Origin of the sequence: Streptomyces bicolor, from assembly GCF_000719285.1 — a bacterium.
Taxonomy (GTDB): domain Bacteria; phylum Actinomycetota; class Actinomycetes; order Streptomycetales; family Streptomycetaceae; genus Streptomyces; species Streptomyces bicolor.
In genome coordinates this window covers 13092-35888 of record NZ_JOFS01000053.1, presented here as the reverse complement: position 1 = coordinate 35888, position 22797 = coordinate 13092, and the positions used below count along the sequence as shown (strand labels likewise).

The window sequence follows — 22797 nt, the reverse complement described above, 5'->3', positions numbered from 1 at the left end:
TCTTCGCCATCCTCCTCATCCTGATCGTCGGCATCGCCATCGACCTGCTCGTCTTCAGCCCACTGGAACGGGCGGTACTGCGCAGCCGCGGCCTGCTGGCAAGGAGCTGATGTCCCATGTGCACGAAGCCGGTACTTCTCGTCATCGCCCACGGCAGCCGTGACCCGCGGCATGCCGCGACGGTGCACTCCCTCGTACGGCGGGTGAGGGCGCTTCGCCCCGACGTACGCGTGGAGACCGGCTTCCTGGACTTCAACATCCCGTCGGTGCAGGGCGTGCTGGAGTCGCTGGCGGCCGAGGGCGTCCGGGACGTCGTGGCCCTGCCCCTGCTGCTGACCCGCGCCTTCCACGCGAAGGCAGACATCCCGGCGGTCCTGCGGGACGCGCCGCCGCAGCTGCGGATCCGGCAGGCCGAGGTGCTGGGCCCGTCGCCGCTGCTCCTGGCCGCCCTGGAGCGGCGGCTGTACGAGGCGGGGCTGACCCCCGCCGACAAGTCCTCGACCGGGGTCGTGCTGGCCTCGGCGGGGTCCACCGACCCGGAGGCGATCGCAGTGATCGCAGAAATCGCGCGGGAGTGGCGGCACACCGGTTGGTGCGCCGTGCGACCTGCGTTCGCCTCCGCATCCCTTCCCCGCACCGAGGACGCGGTACGTGAGCTCCGCGAGCTCGGCTGCGAGCGGGTGGCCGTGGCGCCGTACGTCCTGGCCCCCGGTTTCCTCCCGGACCGCATCGCGCGGGGCGCGGCCGAGGCGGACGTGCTGGCGGATGTGCTGGGGGCGGCTCCGGAGGTGGCGCGGGTGCTGTTGGAGCGGTACGACGCGGCGGGGGTGCCGGTGCTGGCGGCGGTCGGCGCCTGAGGGCTGCGGCCGGGGTCGTCGCCCCGGTGGGTCCCCACAGCGCTGTCGGAGTCCGGGCTCTGCCGGTCCCACCTGGTCGGATTCCGAAAAAACGGCCTCCCCGGGCCGGACGATCTGCTGGGATGGTCCCTCGAAGTTCTATCGGGGGAGAGCGGCACACGTGGCTGGGCGCGAGTTCGGGCATCACCTGGGGTTGCCACGGGCACTGTCCGGGCTGCCGTTGAGCCCGCTCGTACCCGGTTACGCCGAGCTCGCCACCGCCCAGCACGCGGCCGGGTTACGGCACCTGGGCGCGGCGCTGCTGCCCCCGGGCGGCGGCGGGTTACGTGTCCTCGACGGGCTGTACGTGCCGTCCGGGCCCCGTGGCCGACGGCGGGTCGACGGCGCGCTGCTGGACGACCTCGCCGCCCGTGCCGGGAATCCGACGGCGTCCCTCGCGGGGCTGCTCGCCGGGCTTCAGCGCCGTGATCCGCAGGCGCCGCGCCGGGTCGTGCTGTACCAGCTGATCGGCCTGCTGCAGGAACGGGGTCCGGCGGAACGCCCGCGTCTTGCCGTGGAGTTGGGGGTTCACCCGGACGAGGTCGCCGGACTCGTGGCCGCGGCACGGCTGGGGCCGACCCTCACCCGGCACCAGCGCGACGCCGCCGAATCCCTCGCCGACGCCTGGGAACGGCACCGGCTGCACCGGGTGCGGGCCCTGCTGGAGCGGCTGCCGCAGGACGGCACCGACCAGGCGCTGGAGGCACTGCGGGGCGCGCTGACCGTCCGGCTGGCCGCGGTGGAGGCGTCGCTGCGTGCGGCTCGGGAGGCCGAGGAGCGCGGGGACACCGAGCGGGCGACCGAGGAGTTGCTGCGCGCGCTGCACGAGGCAGCCGACGACCGGCGGGCCCTGCGCGCCCTGGTCCGCCAGCACAGGCCCGGCTCCGGGCGACCCACTCTCCTGCGCGCCAAACTGGCCCAGGAAAGCGTCCAGTTGACCTGGCCGGAGACGGACGCGGAGGGCAACGCCGACTGGTTGCTGCTGTGCCTGCACCGGGACGGGAAGGGGACGCCGAAGGTTCGGGAGGTGGCGGGGCAGGGTGCCGGTGCCGGAACGGCGCGGGACACCGCCGTCACACTCGGCTCCGACGTCCGGTACGCCGCGCTGCCGTTGCGCGACGGGCGCGTCGCCGGGCCGCCGCTCGTCTCGCGTCGCGTGCTCGTCGCTCCCGAGGTGGAGGAGCTGACGCTCACGGACGGGCCCGGGCGGGTCGAGGGCCGCTGGCGGCGGCCGAACGGTGCGGCGGAGGTGACGGTCGAGTGGACCGGGCCGGACGGAGGCGCCGGGCAACTGCCGCCGGGCACCGACGGGTTCACCGCGACCGGCCTCGCCGTCGGCGCCCACGCCTTCCGCGTCGTCTGCCACTACCGGACGCCCGGCGGAACCCTCGTCCCCTCCCCCGGCGTCCACGCCACACGCACCGTCCACCCCTGGCCCGAACCCGTCCGCACCCTCACCGCACACCCCGCCGGCACGGCACTGCGCTTCGACTGGACCGGCGCGCGGGACACCGAGGTCCGGCTGGTCAGGTGGCCCGGCGAGCCCCCGGCCCCCGGCAGCGAGCTGCGCACCGAACAGCTCCCGGCGCGGCTCGACCGACCCGAGCGGGCCGGAGTACTCGATCCGCTGCCGGTCGGCCACACCCGGGTGTCCGCCGTCGCCGTACTCGGTGAACGCGCGCTGGCCGGTCCCGTCGTCGATGTCGAGGTACTGCGCCCGGTGACGGGGCTCGCCGGCCGGCGCCTCCCGGAGGGACACGCCTCGATCACCCTCGACTGGCCCGACGGCATCGGCCATCTGCTGGTGACCTGGGAGCACCTGGCGGCCACCGGCACCAGCCCAGCCCCCGGCACCAGCGCCGCGTACGCGACCGGCCCCGCCACCATCACCGGCGGCCAACGCACCGTCACCTCCCACGCCTACCGCCGCAACGGACTGCGGCTGCCCGTCGGCCCGGGCGGTGTGCTGATCCGTGCGTCCACCGCCCCGCAGACGCCCGGCGCCGTCGTCGTACCGGCCGCCGCCGCCGAGGTCGTGCTGCCGCCGGACACCACGATCGGCTACCAACTCGTGCGGGCGCCACGGCGGTTGCTCGGCCGCGGCAGCCGCACCCTGTTGCGCGTCACGCTGACCGCTCCCCGAGGTCATACCGGCGTCCCCGAGTTCGTGTGCGTCGCCCGCAGCGGCACCCTCCGCCCGCGCAGCGCGACCGACGGCACCACCGTGCTGCGCATACCCGGCACCGACCTGACCCGCCACGGCACGGTCGAGCAGGAGCTGCCGGCCGCGCCCTGCCCGGCCCCCTACACCCTGCGCGGCTTCCTGCTGGGCGAGCACGCGGCCGCCGTACGCCTCGAAGAACCCTCCCCCGCGACCCTGGTGGTGCGCTGAGTCATGACGACCGTGATCTGCCCCTACTGCTTCGACCGCGCGTCCGCGGCCAAGCTGCCCTACCGCTGTCTGATGACCGCGAGCGGCGTCCGCGGCGGCACCCCCTGCGGTCCGCAACGCGACGACATATGGGCGGGGTTCATGGGGCCCGGCGCTCCCCCGGCGGCCCGGATGCGCGGCCCCGTGTTCACCCCGGCCCGCAGGCTCGCCGCACTGCCCGTGCCCGTCGGCCCGCGCGGCGGCAGCAGCGTGCCCTGTCCCGACTGCGGGGTGCCGACGCCGGTGCGGGTGTGCCGGGCCTGCCACAACGACCTCCCGAGCGACTACTGCGACCAGGACAGCCGCATCATCGCCCTGGTCGGCGCGAAGGCGTCCGGCAAGAGCACGTACGTCTCCGTGCTGGTCAACGAGTTGAACCAGCGGGTCGGGCAGGCCTACCACGCCTCGCTGGCCGCGATGGGGCAGACCACCCAGCAGCGGGACAGGGAGATGGCCGAGGACCTCTACGAGCGGCTGCGGCTGCCGGACGCCACCCGCCCGGCCGCCCTCGGCTTCAACGACCCGCTCCTGTACCGGCTCAGCGTGCCCAGACGCGGTCGCCCGGGCTCCGGCACCCGGCACACCACGCTGGTCTTCTTCGACGCGGCGGGCGAGGACCTCTCGGGTGCCGAGGCGATGGACCGGTACACCCGCTATCTCAGCGCCGCCGACGGCATAGTCATGCTCGTCGATCCGCTCCAACTCGGCTCGGTGCGCGACCGGCTGCCCGTGCACGACGGCCCTCCGCTGCCCGTCGTGGAGACCCCGCCGCAGCAGATCGCCGCCGACCTGGCGGCCCAGTTGCGCGCCCACGGCAAGGGCGGCTCCCGCGGCCGGGTGTCCACGCCGATCGCGGTGGCCGTCACCAAGACCGACATGCTCAAGCTCCTGCTCGACCCGCACTCCCCGGTGCTGCGCAACGCGCCCCACACCGACGGCCGGTTCGACGAGGACGACCGGCTCGCCGTGCACGAGGAGATCCGGTCGCTGATGGCCGACTGGGACTCGGGGGCGCTGGTACGGCAACTTGAGCTGGACTTCGCCGAGTTGTCGCTGTTCGGGCTGTCGGCGCTCGGTGCGCCGCCGCCCGCCGAGTCGCCCGCGGACGTACCGAAGTCGGGACCGCAGCCGGTGCGGGTGGAGGACCCGCTGCTGTGGCTGCTCGCCCGCCGGGGCCTGTTGCCCGTGCGGTCCACCGCGAAGGGACGCGTAGGGAAGGGACGAGTCAAGTGACCCTCGCCCAGTTGCACTACACCTCGGCGCCACCCGGGCCCGACGGTTCGGGGTTCCGGTTCACGGCGGTCAGTGCCGGCGTCCCGCAGGGGCTGCTGCGGGAGGCCGAGCAGCTCATCGGCTACGAGCCCCCGCGCGACTTCCCCGCCCGGCCCGACGCCGAGCAGCTCAAGAACTTCCCGAAGGCCTTCAGCTTTTCGGAACTGGCGGACGGCGGACGACTGTTGAGCCGCTGCGTGTACACCGGGGCCGACTACAGCGGCCGTTGGGGCAACTTCCACGCGCACGCGCTGCATCTGCCGCCGGGCACCCGGCTGCCGGACGGCGCGCTGCCGATCACGGCGTGGGAGTCGCCGCGCTGGGCCGACACGACCCCGACGGACGGCCGACCCGACGCGATCGACCGCTTCGAGCCCTCGGGTCTGCTCCGCAAGGACGGCCTGATCGCGTTCGCCCGGTCCCGGTCCGACCGGCTGGCGGCGTTCTTCGCCGATCTGCGGGCGTTGACGGAGAACCCCGACACCGCCGGCCAGATCGTCCTCGTCGAGCACGACAGCGCGGACGTCGCCCAGTGGATCGCCCTCGCCTGCGCGGTGCTGCCGCGCGAACAGGCCCACCGGCTGACGTTCACCACCTACACCCGCCGCCCGCAGCAGGCCCGCCAGCAGATCATCGGCGTCCTGCCGTCCTCCGAGCCGGTCACCCACGACCACCGCTACCGGGTCCACGACTGTACGGCCGCAGCGGCACGGGAACCGGCGCCGGTGACCGATGTGTGGGCCCGGATCTGCGCGCACATCTGGTGCGCCGGCCGCCCCGACCTGTTCCGCGACACGTCCGCGGAAACCGGGCCGTTGGCGGTGGCCGCGCTGGTGGCGGGGATCGAGCTGGGCTCGGCGGGGCGTGCGGCGGCGGCGCGCTGGGCGGTGGACCACGCGGGCACGCTCGCCGACGACACGCTGACCGCGCTCGTGGGGGCGTTGTGCGAGGGCGGCGAGCCTCGAGGGGCGGGCCGTCCCGGACCGGGATCGGACCTCCACGGCAGCGAGTCGTCCGCCCCTGCCGACACCGAACAGGCCGCGCTGGCCGCCCTGTTGGCCCGGCTGGAGGGTCAGGTGCCGACCGTCGTGACGGCGCCGCTCGCGGCGCGGGTGCTGGCCGCGGCCGTGCGGGATCGTGGGCCGATGCCCGTGTTGCGTGCCGGGTCGCTGACGGCGGAGGCGCAGGCCGCACTGGCCCGGGAGCTGGCTCCCGCGCTGCGTGCCGGTATCGCCGATGAGGGGGACCCGGCCGCCGACCGCCCCCTCGCGCTGCTGCGGGTCGCGGATCTGCTGGACATCGACTGCCAGGACCTGCTCCCGGAACTGGCGGGTCGGCTGGCCCGGGGACTGGTCGACGAGCCCTCGGCGGGCGGAACGGGCAACGACACCACGGGGTACGGGGCGACGGACCCGGCCGACCACGGCGAGCGGCCCTCCCCGGCCGACGGCGCGGGGCTCGGAACGCCGGGCGAAGTGGGGCGTACGTCGACCGAGGGTGCGGGTCGCCACCCGGCCGACGCGTGGTGGAGCCAAGCCCCGGCAGACAGCATCGGCGGGACACCGGCCGACGGTTCGGGCCCGGCCCGGGACGGGCACCTCGGCGGGACCGCTGTGGACAGTCGGGGCCGTACCTCCAGCAAGCCCCCAGGCCACACCGCGTCCGGGGTCCTCGGCCCCGCACTCGCGGGCGGTCCGCCCGCGCGGCCCCCGTCCCCGCCGCCCTCCCCCGCCCTGCTCGACGCCGTGCACGAGCACCCGGCGCTGCGCATCGCGCTGTTCGGCGCCCTGAACGCGCTGGCCGCGGCGGACCCGGCCCGGGCGGCGCGGAGGCTGGCCGGGGCGGGGCTGCCCGTCGAGTCGGAGACCTCGTTCCCGCATCTGCGGATGTGCGTCATGGCGGGCGAGGACGCAGGCGGCGCCGGCGTCGACCGGCTGGGGCGGTTCCACGACGTCCTGCGCACCGCCGGTGTCTCACCGCACGCCGACACCGCGGTGCTGCGCACCGCGCTGGGGCTGGTGTGGTCCGGCGATCTGCCGACCGGGCAGGAGGCGAGCCTGCTGCTCAACCAGCTGGGGTCGGACATCCACCGCGCGGCCGGCACCCGGGACATACTGATCGACGCCGCGCTCGCCGCGTCCCCGGACGACCACGACGTCCCGGCGCTCGCCGTCGACCTGCTCCGCTGCTTCCCCACGGAACTGCGGCCCGGGCAGCGCGCGGCCCTGCTCCTGCTGGAGTTCGCCGGTCTGCTCGGTACCGAGGGCGAGGGCGAGGACTGGGTCGGCCGGGCGCTGGAGCTGCGGGACGGTGCGGCCGAGCCCGTTCCGGAGACGGTCATGGAGCGGGTGTTCGACGCCCTCGCGCGGCGCCTCGTCCTGGGACCGGGCCCCGAGAGCGAGCTGTACACCCTGGCCAGGACGGCCGAGCCGGGGCTGCTCGCGGCCTACGAGCGGGCGGGGCGCTCGGACCGGGTGGGCGACCGGCTGCGGACGGTGCCGGCGTACGTCGCCGCCTGCTTCAGCGCCTGGAACTCCTTCGCCGGGACCCGGCCGGGGTGGGACGACACGCGGACGGCCCTGCTGACGAAGGTGCTGCGGCCGATCGTGCGGGCGCTGCCCGCCGAGGACGTCGCCGCTGTCGAGGAGGCCCTCGGACGCGCGGGCCGCGGCAGGCTCGACGCGTTCCGCACCTGGAACCGCCCCGGCGCCCTGGGCCGTCTCGCCGGCCGCCTGTCCGGCCGCGGCCGCCGCGGCACGGACCGGCCGCCGGTGTGGCCCGGGGACGTGGAGCCGCCGGCCGAGGGGCGTCGCCGATGAGCACGGTCACTCCGGTCCTTCCCCTCGTCCTCCTGCTGGGCTTGGCCCTGCTCATAGCCGCCGGCCTCTGCCTCTTCCATCTGCTGTGGCGATTCCTCGGCATCGGGGTGGGTGCCGTGTGGCGGGGACTCGGGCCCTGGCAGGTGGGGCGGAGCGATCAGCGTGTGCCGGTTGTCGGGAAGGGAGAACCCGCTCGACTCGGCTACTGGTGGCGGCAGATGTGGGTGGACGCCGTCTCGGCCGCCGGATACGGGATGCGGGTCGTCTGGACCGCGCTCGCCGACCCTTGGCTGGGCCGGTACGTCCGGAACCTCTTCCACGGCCGCCGCCCTTCGGGCATCCCCGGCACCTCACGCGGCTCCCGCTTCTGGCTGATCGTGGCCGTCGCCCCCGGTGTCGCCCTCGGCGCCATGCTCGGTGCCGCGCTCGCCACCGTCGTCCTCGGCGTCGTCCACGCCGTGTTCGCCCTGCTGCTCGGGCTGGTCTGGCTGGGCTGCGCGGTGGCCGTGCCGGTGCTGCGGGGTGTGGAGCGCGGATGGCTGCTGGTGCGGGGGGTGCGCGTCAAGTGCCCGTACCCCGGCTGCTATCGGCCCGTGCCGCTGGCTGTGCACCGCTGCCCGAACTGCCGGGCCGAGCGTCGCGCACTGCGGCCGGGACGGTACGGCGTCCTGTGGCACGCGTGCGGGTGCGGGCACCGGCTGCCGACGAGCAGGTTCGGGGGGCGCGGGAAGCTGACCGCGCTGTGCCCGCACTGCGACCGGCCGCTGCCGGAGACGGCCGGTACCACGCGGGTGGTGCACGCGCCGCTGGTCGGCGGGACCTCGTCCGGCAAGACGATGCTGATGGCGGCGATGGTGGAGGGCCTGCACGCGTGGGCGCGGCGCGGCGATCTGACCGTCGAGTACGCCTCAGCCGAGGACCGCCGTACTGCCGGGGACCTCAACCAGGAGCTGAAGCGTACGGGTTGGGCGCACGCCACCACCGGTGGCCAGCCGCGCGCCCTGATGCTGACCGTGGCACGCGGGCGTCGGCGCAGGCTGCTGTACCTGTACGACCCGATGGGCGAGTCGGTGAGCGACGCCGAACGCGTCCGCGCCCAGCAGTACTTGGCGCACGCGGACGGCGTCGTCCTGGTCGCCGACGTCCTGGCCGACCCCAAGGTGCGCGGCAGGCTGAGTGCCGACGACGCCCAGCGGGCCGGAGCGGCCCGGCCCTCCGCACAGGGGCCCTGGGAGACGTATCAGCGGCTGACCGGCGAGCTCGCGGCACTGACCGGCCGGCGCGGGCGGCTGTCGGTGGCGGCGGTCGTCACCAAGCGGGACGTGCTGGACCAGTTGAGCTCACTGCCGGTGGCCGGCGCGCGGATCGACGGCTGGCTGGAGGAGATCGGCCTGGGCGGCCTCGTCCGCGCCCTCGGGCACGACTTCCGGTCGGCGCGTTACTGGGCCGTCAGCGCCCACGCCGCCACCGGCACCGGCCCGCTGGAGCCCGAGCAGCGCAGGGCCGCCGAGCCGGTGCTGTGGCTGCTCGCGGCGTCGGGTCTGAAGACCGGCGCGCTGATCGGGCCGGACGGTGGCGCGGGCGGCAAGGAGCGCAGGCTGCGGCTGCGCGGCACCGGCGACAAGGAGAGGAAGTACAGCCCGGCATGACCCAGGTGACCCCACCGATCGGGCGTGGACGGCGCATGGCGGCAGGCCTGTTCGTCGCCTCGCTGGTGCTGACGGCGACCGCCCTGGCGCTGCTCGCGCTGTGGCTGCTGCCCTGATCCCCGACCCCACGTCCCCGGATTCCCGAACCCCACGTCCCTGACCCAGGGACACACCGACACGCGGAAAGGACAAGCCAAGTGAGCGACATTCCCGGCGGGCCCATGGCGAACCGGCCGGTCCACTTCATCTGGCTGCTCGACTGCTCGTACTCGATGCAGGGCGAGAAGATCGCCAGACTCAACTACGCGATCAGGGAAGCGATCCCCGAGATGCGTTCGGTGGCCCACGACAACCCGGCCGCCCAACTGCTGCTGCGCACCATCACGTTCTCCACGACCGCCCAGTGGCACCATCCGACGCCGGTCCCGGTCGACGACTTCACCTGGCAAGACGTCGAGGTGGACGGCATGACCAACCTCGGCGAGGCGCTGACGCTGGTCTCGCGCGAACTGCAGAGCCCGCCGATGCCGCAGCGGGCGCTGAAGCCGGTGCTCGCGCTGGTGTCGGACGGGGTGCCCACCGACGACTGGAAGGCGGGCCTCAAGGCGATCGACGCGACGCCGTGGGGCCGCAAGGCGGTGCGGGTCGCCATCGCGATCGGCGCCGACGCGGACCGCTCGGTGCTGCAGGAGTTCCTCGGCAATCCCGAGCTGCAGCCGCTCGACGCCAACAGCCCCAAGCAGCTGGCGGCGGCGATCCGCTGGGCGTCGACGGCGGCGGTGAAGGCGGCCTCGCAGCAGATGGCGGCCCCGGCGGACTCGGGCGCCGTGAAGCAGCCGTACGCGCCGCCTGTCCTCGACGACGATGACGACGACGTGTGGTGACGCTCGGGGTGCGGCGCTGGGAGACGCTCGGCGACAGCGTCCAGGGGGTCAACAAGCGGCACAACCAGGACTGGTACGCCTGTGAGGGCACCGGCGGCAGTGACGACCCGCTGGTGCTGGCGGTCGCCGACGGGCACGGCTCGGCCAAGTACGCGCGCAGCGGGCTGGGCGCGCGGTTCGCCGTGGACCGGTTCCTGCTGCGGGCTGCCGAGTTCGGGCGGGCCGCCCGTGACTGCCATGAGCCGGGGCGGCTGGCCCGGCTGATGGCGTACGCCCGGGACGACTTCCCGCGCGCGCTGGTGCACGACTGGCGGGAGGCAGCCCTCGGTCACTGGGCCCGCAACCGATCGGTCGCCGACGAGGGCGCGCGGGAGCCGGAGCAGGACGAGAAGCTGGTGCTGTACGGCACGACGCTGATCGGCGCGGTCCTCACGCCGTGGCTGTTCGTGGCGTGGCAGATCGGCGACGGGGATCTGGCGGTCGTCGACCACGACGGGGTGCTGCGCCGGCCGTTGGCGCCCGCCGAGGAGGACCTCGGCGACGAGACGGAGTCGCTGTGCGGTCCGCAGGCCTGGCGTGCGGTGCGGACGCACTGGGCGCCGGTGTTCGACGAGGCGCGGACCCCGAGGCTGGTGGTGCTGTCGACGGACGGGCTGTCGAAGAGCTTCGCTTCGGCGGACGGGTACCGGGAGTTCGTGGCGGGCCTGGACGGGCGCCTCGCGGCCGAGGGCACCGAGGGTGTGCGGGCCGCGCTGCCGGAGTGGCTGCGGGAGGCCTCGCGGTACTCCGGCGACGACACGACTCTGGCGGCGGCGCTGCGGCCCGTCGGCCCGGGGAGTCAGGACGCCGGGGCCATGGATACGGAACGGAAGACGGAGACGTAGAAGATGAGCGGCATGCTCGACAGCGGGACGCGGCTGACCGCGGAGAACGGCGACGAGGTCGAGATCATCGACATGCTGGGGGCCGGCGGACAGGGCGAGGTGTACCGGGTGCGGACGCCGGGTGGCGACAAGGCGCTCAAGTGGTACTACCCGACGTGTGCGACGCCCGAGCAGGAGGCGATCGTCAAGGAGCTGGTGAGCCGGGACTTCGACGACGACCGGTTCCTGTGGCCGGAGGCGTACGTGCGCACGGACCGCGGTTCCTTCGGCTATCTGATGGCGCTGCGCCCGGAGCGTTTCAAGGGGCTGCCGGACCTGTTCCGGCGCCAACTGCGCACCAGCACACGGGCATTGCTGACGGCGTGTCTGTACACGGTGGAGGCGTACCAGGCGCTGCACTCGCGGGGTATCGCCTACCGGGACATCTCCTGGGGGAACGTCTTCTTCGACCCGGCCACGGGTGACGTGCTGGTCTGCGACAACGACAACGCGGTGGTGGAGGGCGACGTCAGCGGCATCTCGGGGACGATGAAGTTCATGGCGCCGGAGCTGGTGCGCGCCGAGCCGGGCGCGCGGCCGGGCACGCAGTCCGATCTGCACTCGCTGGCGGTGCTGCTGTTCATGCTGCTGATGAACCACCACCCGCTCGAAGGCAGGCGGGAGTTGGGCATCCACTGCTTCGACGAGGCGGCGGAGAAGCGGCTGTACGGCAAGAGTCCGCTGTTCGTCTTCGATCCGGCGGACGACTCCAACGCGCCCGACCCGATGGAGCACACGACCGTGCTGGCGACGTGGGACGCGGCGGCGGGGACGCTCCAGGAGCTGTTCCGCCGCAGCTTCACGACCGGGCTGCACGACCCGGCGGCCCGGGTCCGGGAGACGGAGTGGCGCAACGCGCTGCGGGCGGTGCTGGACTCGGTGGTCGAGTGCGCGTCCTGCGGGCGGCAGAACATGACGGAGCCGGGCGAGAACCCGCCGTCGCGCGCCTGCTGGGGATGCGGGGCGCAACTGGTGCTGCCGCCCCGTCTGACGGTGACCACGCCTCCGCCGCGCGCCCAGCACCACATCCGGCTGCGCCGCGCGGCCCGCGTCCACGCCCACCACCTCCTGCCGGAGCCGACGCGGCACGACTTCTCGGACGCCTCCCTCGTCGCGGAACTGGTCGAGCACCCCAGCAAACCGGGCCGTTTCGGCATCAAGAACCACTCGAAGGACACCTGGACGGGCACCCGCTCCGACGGCACTGCCCAGCAGGTCGGCCCCGGCCAGACGGTTCCCCTGCGGTCGGGGCTGGAGCTGGACCTCGGCGGTGGGGTGCGGGCGGTCGTACGGCCGAAGTGACCCGATCGGGCGCCCCACAGCAGGTGTGGGGCGCCCTTGGCTCAGGCAACTCCCCGGTCACACCCCGAGCACGCGCCCGATCTCCTGGACCAGGGCCAGGCTCCCGCTGCCCGCCGCCACGCCGATGCCGATGGTCTCCAGGGCGGAGCGGATGCGGCCGCGGTTGGCGGGCTGGCCGTCCTGTTGGGCGGTGACGAGTTCGCCCTGGATGATCTGCGCCTGCGGGACGAGCGCGGGGTTGTCGGTGTGCAGCCGTTCGACGAGCCGTTCCGCGAGGCGCAGGACGGCGGCCGGGTCGGTGCCGTTGTTGATCTCGATGCGGCCGTTGTCGCCGATGTTGGCCGGGCCGTTGATGTTGCGGATGTTGTACGTGCTCATGTCCCGCCTCCTGCTCCTGTGATGTGCGCGGTTCAGGGCTTGGCCGCGGGCGTGGCGGCGCCCTGCTGTCCTGGAGGACCGCTCCCCTGTTGTCCGTTGTTGTTGACCTGGCCGTGGTTGCCGAGGTTGCTGTTGCTGACGTTCTCGATGTTGTAGGTCTGGTTGCTGATGATCTGCTGCGCCTGGTCGAACGAGCTCGTGTCGACGTTGTGGTCCTGCAGGAACTTCTCGGTCGCGGTCAGCACGCCCTGCTGGAGCCGGTACAGGAAGTCCTGGGAGTCGATGCGCTCGGCGTAACCGGCCTCGTCCCAGTCGGCGTGCCGCTCGCGCAGGCTGTCGGGGGCGCCGTAGTCGTAGATCATGTGCTGGTCGGTGATGTCCCGGCGCACCTTCTTCAGCAACCGCGCGCCGGCCCGGCGCCGCCGTCCCCGCTCGCGGATGCGGCCGAGGGCGCCGCTGAGCTCGGGCAAGGTGTGCGAGGTGGCGTGGGCGACGAGGCTCCACCAGCGGTCGAAGGGGGCCACCGGCAGTCGGTCCACGCGGCGGAACCGGCCGCTGAGCGGTGGTATCGCGTAGGCGGCGACCTCCCAGGTGAGGCTGGGCTGGTTGAGGATCGCCCGCAGGTACATGGAGACGACGATGCGCCCGCCCTGTCCGATCCGCTCCAGGCAGAGGTGGGTCCGCATGCCCGCGCCGGGCGTCTGCAGGCCCGCCTGCACGAGCTGCTTGGGGATCTGGGCGGTCGGGCGCCGGGTGCGGTCGGGCACCAGCTCGCCGAGCAGGTAGGCGTTGCTGCCGAGGACGTAGAGCCGGTTCTTGACCCGCAGGCCCTCCAGGCCGGTGGCGCTCTCCATGTGGCGGGCCACGTAGGTGTGGAGGTCGACGGCGTCGAAGGGGATGATCTTCAGCTTGCCGCCGCCCGGCGCCTCGGCGGGCTTGCTGACGTCGATGGGCTGCCAGACACCCGCCTTCCTGATCGCGGTGCCGCTGCCGACGAACGGGTTGGTGAGGGCGGCCGCGTCGGCGTACGGCAGGACGTTGGCACGTTTGTACGCGTGCTCGTTGAGCCATGCCTCCGCCTCCGGCTCCACCGGCGGGGCGAGCTTCTCGGCCGTGTCGGGGCTGCGGTACACCTGCTGCGCCGCCGCGCGGGCCTGGGACTGCGCCCGGTGGACCAGCCACCAGCAGGCCGCGAGGACGCCGAGCGGGCCGTACAGCCCGACCTCGGCGACCGATCCGTGGCCGCCGGTCAGGCCCCACAGCCCGACGAGCAGGGCGACCACCAACGCCAGCCCCAGCCAGGCCAGTTGCCGGTCGAGGGCCTCCCGCCGCCGCACGGCCACGCGCGCGTGCCGGGCCAGGGCGACGAAGTTGATGCCGAGGGTCAGTCCGATCGCGTTCAGTCGGTCCCCGGTGAGATCCCGGTCGACCTCGAAGGCGAAGTCGTCATCCAGATGAACCGACGCGCACAACCGCCGGGTCACCCCGTCCTTGCGGTACTGCGGCAACGACGGTAACGCTCTGCCCGCCACGGTGACCTGCCCTTCCTGCCGAACTCGCGCGCTTCACCCTAGGGACAACACCCGTCATTTGTCCCGGAGTTCGGGCGAGTCGCCCCCGCCGGTTCAGCGCGTCGCGCCGACCGCGGCGTCGGCCAGTCGCACCAGCTCCCCCACCGGCATCGATCCCGCCGCCCGCCGCTCCCGCGCGAAGGTGTCGGCGAGGTGCTGGAGGAGCTCGTTCAGCGGGGTCGGCACGCCGTGCAGACGGCCCAGCAGGACGATCTCCCCGTTGAGGTAGTCGGCCTCGATGGTGCCGGTGCCACGGGTGAGGGACTGCCAGGAGGAGCCGCCGCCGCGCGGGGCGCCGTCGAGGGGGACGAGGGTGACCTTGACGCCCCGTACCTCCTGTTGCTCCCCGGCGCTCGCGTACGCGATCCCGGCGGCGTCGAGCACGGCCGCGCCCTCCGCCCGCACACGCCGGAACAGCGCCGCGGCCTCCTCGCTGTCGACGGGCCCGGTCACCGCTTCCAGGGCGTTGCCGAGGTTGGACAGCAGCTTGGCGTACTGCCAGCGGGCCACGTCCGCCACTACCGGTGCCTCGAAGTGCGACTTCTCCAGGTCGGCGGCGACGAGGCGGGCGGTGTCGTCGGTGCCGTGCGGGTGGCGGCCGAGGTGCAGGATGCCGGTGAGGGGGTGGCCGGCCGCGGAGACGACGCCGGGTTCGACGTATGTCGACGGCAGCCAGACACAGACGCCGTACACCCGCCGGAAGAGCCGCAGGGCGATGCGCTGGCTCTCGACGCCGTTCTGCGCGCAGAACAACGGCAGGCGCTCGGCGGCCGTACCGCCACCGGCTACCGGTGCGGGCGCCCAGGTCTGCAGCGCGGCCGCGCTGTCCTGCGTCTTGACCGCGAGGACCAGCACGTCGTCGGGGCGCAGCCCGCCGAGCACGGCCGGCCCGTCGACGACCGGCAGCCGGTACGTCAGCTCGCCCTCGGGCACCCTGAGCCGCAGCCCGTGATCCCGTAGGGCCTCGAAGTGCGCGCCCCGCGCGACCAGTACGACCTCGTGCCCCGAGCCGGCGAGCCGTCCGCCGATGACACCGCCGACGGCTCCGGCACCGATGATGACGTAGCGCAAGGTCACTCCGCCTCAGGCGTGAACGGCGTGCCCTGATGGAAGTACATCTGCCACCCGTCGTCGGTCCGCCGCCACAGCGAACTGCGGTGTGCCCGGACGCCGTTGTACTCCGTGTCGAAGGTGAGGTGGACGAGGTCGGGCGCCAGCCGGACGCCCCGCATCTCGGAGGTGACGACATACCGGTGCGGATCGGTGTCCGTGGGCAGCCGGGTCATGGTTGATTCGCGGTCCCAGCGTCGCCCCGACGAGCCGAACTCGTGGAACTCGGGGTGCAGCAGCGACCCGAGCAGTTCGGGCGAACGGCGGACGTCGGGGTCGAGCAGCCTCAGCTCGCCCTCGATGGCGGCCTTCACTGCGGATTCGTGCTCAGTCACCGGTCATCTCCACGAGTTTCACGACGGTGTTCCAGTTGCGGCTGGTGGCGATCAAACCCTTGTTGAGTCGCGGTCGCGACAGAATTTCGGCGAGCTTGGAGCGGCCGAGGCCGTTCGGGGCGTACAGGTACAGCGCCCGGTCGCCGAGCCGGAACTCCTCCGGGAGGAAGGCGGCCTGGTCGATCTCCGCGAAGCGCTCGGCGCCCACCGGGGCGGAGAAGTAGGTGACATGGAGCTGCTTGGGCTCCAACTCGGCTGCGGGGAAAGGGACGTTGTCGGCGATCGCCTTGAGGTAGGCGTGGTCGCGCACGATCACGTCCACGGCGAAGCCGAAGTGCTGCTCGATCGCGGCCGCGAGCTCGGCCGCCAGGGACTCCTCGCCGCCGTGGTCGGCGGTGAACACGGCCTGGCCGCTCTGCAGGTAGGTGCGTACGCCGTCGTGGCCGAGGCCGGTCAGCAGGGTGCGCAGGTCGGCCATCGGGACCTTCCTGCTGCCGCCCACATTGATGCCGCGCAGGAGTGCCGCATACGTCGTCGTCATCCGGCCACCTTAAGGCGATCACGCCGGCCGGCTGAGGCGATCCGGCCGACCGAACGGCGGTCGTCGTGCCCCGTGGGGGCGGGCACGACGACCGCCCGGCCCCCGTAACTTACTTACCGGTCAGCATGCGGCACAAGCTCCGCCTCCCTGATCGTCCTCCCCGACACCGCCGGATAGATGTAAGGGGCCGCCGTCCTACCCAGTGGGGAGGGCCCGGGGGCCAAGGGGATGAGTTCCGGCCGCCGTACTTCACCGGGCAGCACGACGAGATGCCTTTATCCGGCTCATACCTTCGAAACGAAAGGTGGCGGCAGGGGGTCGGCACCGCAATCAAGGGGGCAAGCCCGTCATGGGGAACGGAGACACGCGAGTGCGGGGCCTCGCCGCCCGCGCCGGCGGCTGGAGCGCCCGGCACCGATGGGCTGCCGTCGGCATCTGGGTGCTGTTCGTCGTGCTGGCGATGGGGCTCGGCTCGGCCGCGGGCCGGGTCGACGTCAAGGACAGCGACCAGCTGAAGGGCGAGACACACACCGCGGCCAAGATCATCGAGGACGCGGGGATCGAGGAGCCGGCCAGTGAGACCGTCCTGATCCAGGCGAAGGGCGGCGGCCTCAAGGCCACGGACGCCGAGTTCAGGTCGGCGGTCACCGCGGTGGTGAAGGCGGTCGAGGGCACCGGCAAGGTCGCGGACGTGACATCGCCGTACGACACACAGACGATCTCGAAGGACGGCCGCAGCGCGCTCGTGCAGTTCGACATCCGCGGGGAGTCGGACACCGCGGGTGAGCGCGTGGAGCCCGTGCTGAAGGCCGTGGAGGACGTCCAGAAGGACCACGAGTCGCTGCGGATCGAGGAGATCGGCGGCGCGAGCATGATGAAGACGTTCGACGACGCGTTCGGGGACGACTTCCAGAAGGCCGAGTACTCCGCGGTTCCGGTGGCCCTCGGCATTCTGCTCATCGCCTTCGGCGCGCTGGTGGCGGCCCTGCTGCCGGTGCTGCTGTCGATCACCGCGATCATGGCGACGATGGGCCTGATGGGGATCGTCAGTCACGCCATGCCGATGACCGACGCCGCCAGCTCCGTGATGCTGCTGGTCGGCCTGGCCGTCGGCGTCGACTACTGCCTGTTCTATCTGCGCCGTGAGCGCGAGGAGCGCGAGGCCGGCCGGGACGCGCAGACCGCCCTCAGGGTCGCCGCCGCCACCAGTGGCCGCGCGATCATCGTCTCCGGTGTCACGGTGTGCGTGGCGATGGCGGGCATGCTGTTCACCGGTCTCGCCGAGTTCGAGGCGATGGGCCTGGCCTCGCTGATGGTGGTGGCGGTCGCCATGGTCGGGTCGGTCACCGTCCTGCCGGCGCTGCTGTCGCTGCTGGGCGAGCGGGTCGAGAAGGGCAAGATCCCCTTCCTGCACCCGCAGAGCAAGCTCCGCCGCAACCGCGGACGCGGCAACCGTGAGAGCCGGTTCTGGACGGCCGTCCTCAAGGGAGTGCTCGCGCGGCCGGTCATCTCGACCGTCGTCGCGGCCGGCGCGCTGCTCGCCGTCGCGGCCCCCGCGGTCGGCATGAAGACGCAGAACCTCACACTGGACCAGGAGTTCGGGGACTCGCTGCCGATCGTGCAGACGTACAACCGGGTCAACGAGGCCTTCCCGGGCGGTTCGGACCCGGCCGAGGTCGTCGTCAAGGCGGATGACATCAACGCTCCCGAGGTGACGTCCGCGCTCGCCGACTTCCGTGAGCGGGCGGTCAGTTCGGGCGCCTCACGCGGCCCGGTCGAGATCAAGCTGCACGACGAGAAGAACATCGCGTTCGTGTACGTCCCTCTGGTCGGCGGCTCCGATCTCGACAAGGCGGGCGAGAGCCTGGACAAGCTGCGCGACGAGGTACGGCCCGCCACGCTCGGCAAGGTCGACGGTGTCGAGGCGCCGATCACCGGACAGGTCGCCGGCTCGAAGGACTTCAACGACCAGCTGGGCGGAGCCGTCATCCCCGTCTTCGCGTTCGTCGTGGTCTTCGCCTTCCTGCTGATGCTGCTGTGCTTCCGCTCGCTGACGGTCGCCATCACCTCGATCGTGCTGAACCTGCTGTCGGTGGGCGCGGCGTACGGCGTCCTCGTCGCCGTCTTCCAGCACGGCTGGGGCGCGTCCCTGGTGGGGGCGGAGGGCGTCGGCGCCATCATCAGCTGGCTGCCGCTGTTCCTGTTCGTGATCCTGTTCGGCCTGTCGATGGACTACCACGTGTTCGTGGTCTCACGAATCCGCGAGGCGCGCCTGCGCGGCCGTACGACGAAGGACGCGATCCAGCACGGTGTCGTCACCACGGCCGGGGTCGTCACCAGCGCCGCGGTCATCATGGTCGCCGTGTTCGCGATCTTCGGCACGCTGTCCATGCAGTCCATGAAGCAGATGGGCGTCGGCCTCGCGGCCGCGGTGCTCATCGACGCGACGATCATCCGGGGCGTGCTGCTCCCGGCGGTGATGGCGCTGCTGGGCGAGCGCAACTGGTACCTGCCGAAGTGGCTGAACCGCCTGCCGGACCTGACGCACGACGAGGCGCCCGAGGCCGTGACGCGCGGCGCGGCGGCACGGGACGACGAGGGTGAGCGGGTGCCGGTCTGACCCCGCCTGCCTGACCTGACGGACAGGGCCCGTTGACTCCGGGAGAGTCAACGGGCCCTGCTTCTGTCAGGTGTTCCGTCACCCTTGTCGTACGGCTGCCAGTTCGGCCTCGATCAGGTCCGCGGCGCGCCTGGTGCCACCCTCCTGGGCCATCTCCGCCTGGATGTCCTTGAGCCGGCGGGCGACCTCGGGGTCGTCGAGCAGCGCGAGGGCGGTCTCGCGCAGGAACTCGGCGGTGGCCTCGTCCGTCGGGACGTGCCGGGCGACGCCGAGCGCCTGGAGCATGTCCGCGTTGCCGAACTGGTCGACGGCCTGCGGTACGGCGATCATCGGGGTCGCGGTGGCCAGGCCTTCCTGGCTGCCGCCGGCCCCGGCGTGGGTGACGAACAGGTCGGCCTGCTGCAGGACCGCCAACTGCGGGACCCAGGAACGCACTTCGACGTCGGCCGGAACGTCCCCCAGCTCGGCCGGGTCGACGTGCCTGCCGATCTGCAGGACCAGGTGCCAGCCCGGCAGGTCGCCGAAGGCGCGTACGCACTCCCGGTAGAAGGCGGGCTGCTTGGTGAAGGACGACCCCAGCGACACGAGGACGACCTTCTCGGCACCCGCCGGCCGCTCCCAGTCACCCTCGGCGGCCCGGTCGCCCTGGCAGGCACCGACGAACGTGTACACGGACTCGTCGACGCGGTCGGCGTTGGGCTGCAGGGCCCGGGGGATGAGGACGAGCGAGCGGTCGGGGCGGCCGGCGAAAGGATCGGGGTGCTGGGTGATGCCGTTCTCCTCCAGCCAGGCCTGGAAGCGCCGGTAGTACGACTGCCCGCGCTCGGTCTTCTTCGGCTCGGCCCACATGGGCTCGGCGACCTCCTCCTCGTAGCCCTCCCAGGCGACGAGGTTCGGCGAGAGCGAGATCACGGGTACTCCCCAGCGGTGGCCGAGGACGCGGGCCGGGTACGAGGTGATGTCGTGCAGGACGAGGTCCGGTTCGTCTCCCTCGTAGGCCTCGATCAGCTGCGGGAGCGCCTGGATCGCGTCGGCCAGGAATGGCTCGACGTTGTCCAGCAGTGTGCTCCCCCAGGCCTCCGGGTCGGCGTCGGGGCCGGGCAGGGTGGAGTTCCAGAGCTTCGGTTCGGCTCCGGTCTCGGCGACCTTCTCGGCGAAGGCCGGCGGAATCGCGTAGGTGACCCGGTGCCCGCGCGCCACGAGCTCGCGGATCACTTCGAGGCTGGGGTTCACATGGCCGTGGGCGGCGATGGAGAACATGGCGATGTGAGCGGGGCGGGTGGGGTGAGCGGGACTGGTCATGACGTCGACCCTAAGCGAGACGATACGTATCGTGCAATCGAATTGCGCGGCTCCGGCACTCGGCATCACGGCGCCGGCACCTCGTGCAGCCTCAGCCACGCCTCCGGCGGCACCTCGCCGACGAGCACGCTCGCGTCCAGTCGCGCCACGCGGAACGCCGCCTCGACCCGCCGACTCGGATGGGCGCGGCGCAGCGAGGCGTGCAGCGAGCCACCGACTCCGGAGAAGCCCAGCTCGACCAGGCGCCGCCAGCTGTCGTACGCGCCCGCGTCGAGGAGCGGGTCCTGCGTCGCTCGATCCGTACGATCCCGGCGTCCACGCGCGGCACGGGCCGGAAACTGTGCCGCCCGACCCGGCCGACGAGCCGCCACTTGTGGCGGGGCCAGGTCAGCACCGTCAGCCACGTCCAGCTGCCGTAGTCGCCGGTGCGTTTGCGGGCGTACTCGAGCTGGGTGAGGAGCGTGGCGTCGGTGAGGGCGGGTGCCCGCAGGCACCACTCGTACGCGAGAAGGCGCCGGCAGCGCGGGGCGAGCAGTTCGGTCAACGCGCCTTTTCCGGCGCCGCCTTCGAGCAGCAGGGGTGCCTCGCGTCGGCGCGGTACGGCGAGCCGGGCCAGCTGTCCGGCGGCGGTGTCAGCGCTGGTAGCGCGCCAGCACCAGGTTCCCGTCGTCCTCGAGGCGTGCGCGCAGTTCGGCGAGGTCGATGGCCCCGCTGTAGTACTCCTGGAAGGCGGGCGTGGCGACCTTGTCCTTCCATTCCGGATAGCCCCGTACGGACTGTGCGGGCGCCGAGCGCAGATGCCCGGCGAGCGCGGTGCCGGTGGCCCAGTCGTGCTCGGTGGTGCGCAGGGCCGGGTCCTTGAGCGCCTCCGTGCCGGTCGGCAGCATCCAGTCCCCCAGCGCGAGCCGCACCATGTTCGCGGGCCGGAGCAGGAAGTCGATGAACTCGGCCGCCTCCCGTTTGTGCGGGCTGTCCTCGGCGATGGACAGGGTCTGCGGGCTGACGCCCTGGGTGAGGCCGTCGGCGCCCGCCGGGGCGGGCAGCACCTGCCAGTCGAAGCCCTTCGGCGCCTGCTGCACGATCTGCTGGCGGTACGAGAAGCCGAGCGGGACCATCGCGTACCTGCCGCCGAAGAACCCGGGCAGGGTGTCCGAGCCGCCGCTGCCGAGGGTCGTGGGCGAGGCGCTGCGGTCGGTGCCGACCTGGTCGTGGACGGTGCGCGGCATGACCTCGTCGGCCGCCTCGAAGCGGACGGTCACCTTGCCGTCGGCGCCTCGGTGGAACAGCTGTCCGCCGGCCGACAGCGACAGGTTGAGGGTGGCGGAGACGGGCTCCTTGAGCGGCCAGGCGACGCCGTACTTGCCGTTGCCGCTCAGCTGCTCGGTGACCTCGCGGAACTCGGCCCAGCTCCAGGGCTGTTCGGGGGTGGGGATGCGGACGCCGGACTCCTTCAGCCAGGTCGCGTTGGCGATGAGGACCCGCGGTTCCTGCAGGAAGGGCACGCCGTAGATTCCGTCGCCGAAGGTCACCGTCTCCCAACTGCGCGGCGGGATGTCGGACTTGAGCCGCTCGGGCAACAGGCCGGTCAGGTCGGCGAGGTAGCCGCCGTACGCGAAGTCGGCGAGGTCGTCCGAGGCGTCGTGGATGATGTCCGGGGCCTCACCGCCCTCGAAGGAGGTGAGGAGCTGGTCGTGGACGCTGTCCCAACTGCCTTGCACATACTCCACCTTGACGTCCGGATGGGTCGCGTTCCATTCCTCCACCAGCTCCTTGTTGACCTCGACGGACTCCTCCTGCCAGGCCAGGGACTGGAAACGCAGGGTGATACGGCCGCCCGCGGTGTCACCGTCGTCGCCGCCGCACCCGGCGAGCAGCAGAGCGAGGACGGCGGTGAGGGTCGGCAGCAGTCGCGTACGCATCAGTTCTTCACCGCCCCGGCGAGCATGCCGCCCGTGATCCGCCGCTGGATGACCGCGAACACCACCAGCGAGGGCAGCGTCGCGAGGAACGCGGCGGCGGCCAGCGGACCGAGGTCCGCGACGCCCTCCGCGCCGATGAAGTGGGTGAGGACGACCGGAAGGGTCTGTTTCTCCGGGGTCTTCAACAGCACGAGCGCGAAGAAGAACTCGTTCCACGCCGTGACGAACGCGAACAGCGCCGTCGCCACGATCCCGGGTGCCAGCAGCGGCGCGGTCACCGAGACGAGGGTGCGCAGCCGCCCGGCGCCGTCGACGGCCGCCGCCTCCTCCAACTCACGCGGCACGGCGCGGACGTATCCGACGAGCATCCACAGCGCGAACGGCAGCGCCCACACGACGTACACCATGATCAGCCCCGGCATCGAGTTGATCAGCCGCAGGTTCTTCAGCACCAGGAACAGCGGGATGATCACCAGCACCAGGGGGAACGCCTGGCTGACGACCACCCAGCCGGTCGCCGCGCGCGCGAGCCGGGTGCGGTGGCGGGCCATGGCGTACGCCATCGGGGTGGCGAGGAGTACGGCGACCAGGGCGGCGCCGAGCGCGGCGATCAGGGAGTTGAGCGCGGCGTCCAGCAGGGGCTGTTCGTCGAAGGCCTGGCGGAAGTTGGCGAGGGTGGGGTCCTTCGGGATCCAGGTGGGGTGCAGGCTGCCCAGCTCGCGGGGCGGCTTGAAGGCGGTGGAGATCAGCCAGAGGAACGGGAAGGCGAGGAAGAGCAGGTAGGCGAGCAGGGCGAGGTACTGGCCGGCGCGGCCGGTTCGGCTGCTCCTCATGACTCGGCCGGC

At 72.8% G+C, this 22797-nt stretch carries 17 protein-coding genes and 2 pseudogenes; 10 read left to right on the top strand and 9 right to left on the bottom strand.

Annotated elements, in window-relative coordinates:
* The 9 genes and pseudogenes from IF78_RS50100 to IF78_RS0140005 all read left to right on the top strand — a co-directional run.
* Positions 1-110, top strand: a pseudogene (locus IF78_RS50100) (ABC transporter permease); the annotation flags it as partial.
* 6 nt (positions 111-116) lie between these two features.
* A complete protein-coding gene (locus tag IF78_RS0140045) occupies positions 117-857 on the top strand; it encodes a sirohydrochlorin chelatase (RefSeq protein ID WP_031486844.1) in 741 nt (246 codons plus the stop codon).
* Positions 858-1017: 160 nt separating this feature from the next.
* The gene (locus tag IF78_RS0140040; RefSeq protein ID WP_031486845.1) at positions 1018-3288 is read left to right on the top strand and encodes a LigA protein; all 2271 of its coding nucleotides are present in this window, start codon (positions 1018-1020) and stop codon (positions 3286-3288) included.
* 3 nt (positions 3289-3291) lie between these two features.
* Complete coding sequence (locus tag IF78_RS0140035; RefSeq protein WP_031486846.1) at positions 3292-4560, top strand: TRAFAC clade GTPase domain-containing protein; 1269 nt, start codon at positions 3292-3294, stop codon at positions 4558-4560.
* Positions 4557-7418: a GTPase-associated protein 1-related protein gene (locus IF78_RS0140030; protein ID WP_031498745.1), complete on the top strand. Its 2862-nt coding sequence runs from the start codon at positions 4557-4559 to the stop codon at positions 7416-7418. The genes IF78_RS0140035 and IF78_RS0140030 overlap by 4 nt, the downstream gene beginning before the upstream one ends.
* A complete protein-coding gene (locus IF78_RS0140025) occupies positions 7415-9067 on the top strand; it encodes a TRAFAC clade GTPase domain-containing protein (RefSeq protein WP_031486847.1) in 1653 nt (550 codons plus the stop codon). Before IF78_RS0140030 ends, IF78_RS0140025 begins: the two co-directional genes overlap by 4 nt.
* A gap of 221 nt (positions 9068-9288) precedes the next feature.
* Entirely contained in the window at positions 9289-9951 is a 663-nt protein-coding gene (locus IF78_RS0140015) for a vWA domain-containing protein (protein WP_031486848.1), read from the top strand.
* Positions 9945-10835 carry a PP2C family serine/threonine-protein phosphatase gene (locus tag IF78_RS0140010; protein WP_031486849.1) on the top strand — a complete coding sequence of 297 codons (891 nt, stop codon included), beginning with the start codon at positions 9945-9947 and terminating at the stop codon, positions 10833-10835. Before IF78_RS0140015 ends, IF78_RS0140010 begins: the two co-directional genes overlap by 7 nt.
* Before the next feature lie 3 nt (positions 10836-10838).
* A complete protein-coding gene (locus IF78_RS0140005) occupies positions 10839-12176 on the top strand; it encodes a protein kinase domain-containing protein (protein WP_031486850.1) in 1338 nt (445 codons plus the stop codon).
* Positions 12177-12233: 57 nt separating this feature from the next.
* Here the strand turns inward: IF78_RS0140005 and IF78_RS0140000 are convergent, their stop codons facing one another.
* From IF78_RS0140000 to IF78_RS0139980, 5 genes are all read right to left on the bottom strand, one after another.
* Positions 12234-12554 (bottom strand): hypothetical protein, encoded by a 321-nt coding sequence (locus tag IF78_RS0140000; protein WP_031486851.1) that lies wholly within the window; start codon positions 12552-12554, stop codon positions 12234-12236.
* 32 nt (positions 12555-12586) lie between these two features.
* The gene (locus tag IF78_RS0139995) at positions 12587-14062 is read right to left on the bottom strand and encodes a hypothetical protein (RefSeq protein ID WP_031498744.1); all 1476 of its coding nucleotides are present in this window, start codon (positions 14060-14062) and stop codon (positions 12587-12589) included.
* 117 nt (positions 14063-14179) lie between these two features.
* Complete coding sequence (locus IF78_RS0139990) at positions 14180-15196, bottom strand: ketopantoate reductase family protein (RefSeq protein WP_031486853.1); 1017 nt, start codon at positions 15194-15196, stop codon at positions 14180-14182.
* A 2-nt stretch (positions 15197-15198) separates the two neighbouring features.
* Entirely contained in the window at positions 15199-15570 is a 372-nt protein-coding gene (locus IF78_RS0139985) for a nuclear transport factor 2 family protein (protein ID WP_031486854.1), read from the bottom strand.
* On the bottom strand, positions 15563-16111 hold the full coding sequence (locus IF78_RS0139980) for a DUF1697 domain-containing protein (protein ID WP_031486855.1): 549 nt from the start codon (positions 16109-16111) through the stop codon (positions 15563-15565). The genes IF78_RS0139985 and IF78_RS0139980 overlap by 8 nt, the downstream gene beginning before the upstream one ends.
* A 349-nt stretch (positions 16112-16460) precedes the next feature.
* Between IF78_RS0139980 and IF78_RS0139975 the strand changes: the two genes are divergently transcribed.
* Positions 16461-18731: an MMPL family transporter gene (locus tag IF78_RS0139975; protein ID WP_031486856.1), complete on the top strand. Its 2271-nt coding sequence runs from the start codon at positions 16461-16463 to the stop codon at positions 18729-18731.
* Between the two features lie 78 nt (positions 18732-18809).
* Here IF78_RS0139975 and IF78_RS0139970 read toward each other — a convergent pair whose 3' ends face one another.
* The 4 genes and pseudogenes from IF78_RS0139970 to IF78_RS0139955 form a co-directional block, all read right to left on the bottom strand.
* On the bottom strand, positions 18810-20033 hold the full coding sequence (locus IF78_RS0139970) for a glycosyltransferase (RefSeq protein ID WP_031486857.1): 1224 nt from the start codon (positions 20031-20033) through the stop codon (positions 18810-18812).
* A gap of 65 nt (positions 20034-20098) precedes the next feature.
* Positions 20099-20670, bottom strand: a pseudogene (locus IF78_RS44445) (rRNA adenine N-6-methyltransferase family protein); the annotation flags it as partial.
* Complete coding sequence (locus IF78_RS0139960; protein WP_031486858.1) at positions 20666-21952, bottom strand: ABC transporter substrate-binding protein; 1287 nt, start codon at positions 21950-21952, stop codon at positions 20666-20668. The gene IF78_RS0139960 and the pseudogene IF78_RS44445, both read right to left, overlap by 5 nt.
* Positions 21952-22785: a carbohydrate ABC transporter permease gene (locus IF78_RS0139955; RefSeq protein WP_031486859.1), complete on the bottom strand. Its 834-nt coding sequence runs from the start codon at positions 22783-22785 to the stop codon at positions 21952-21954. The genes IF78_RS0139960 and IF78_RS0139955 overlap by 1 nt, the downstream gene beginning before the upstream one ends.
* Positions 22786-22797: the final 12 nt, after the last annotated feature.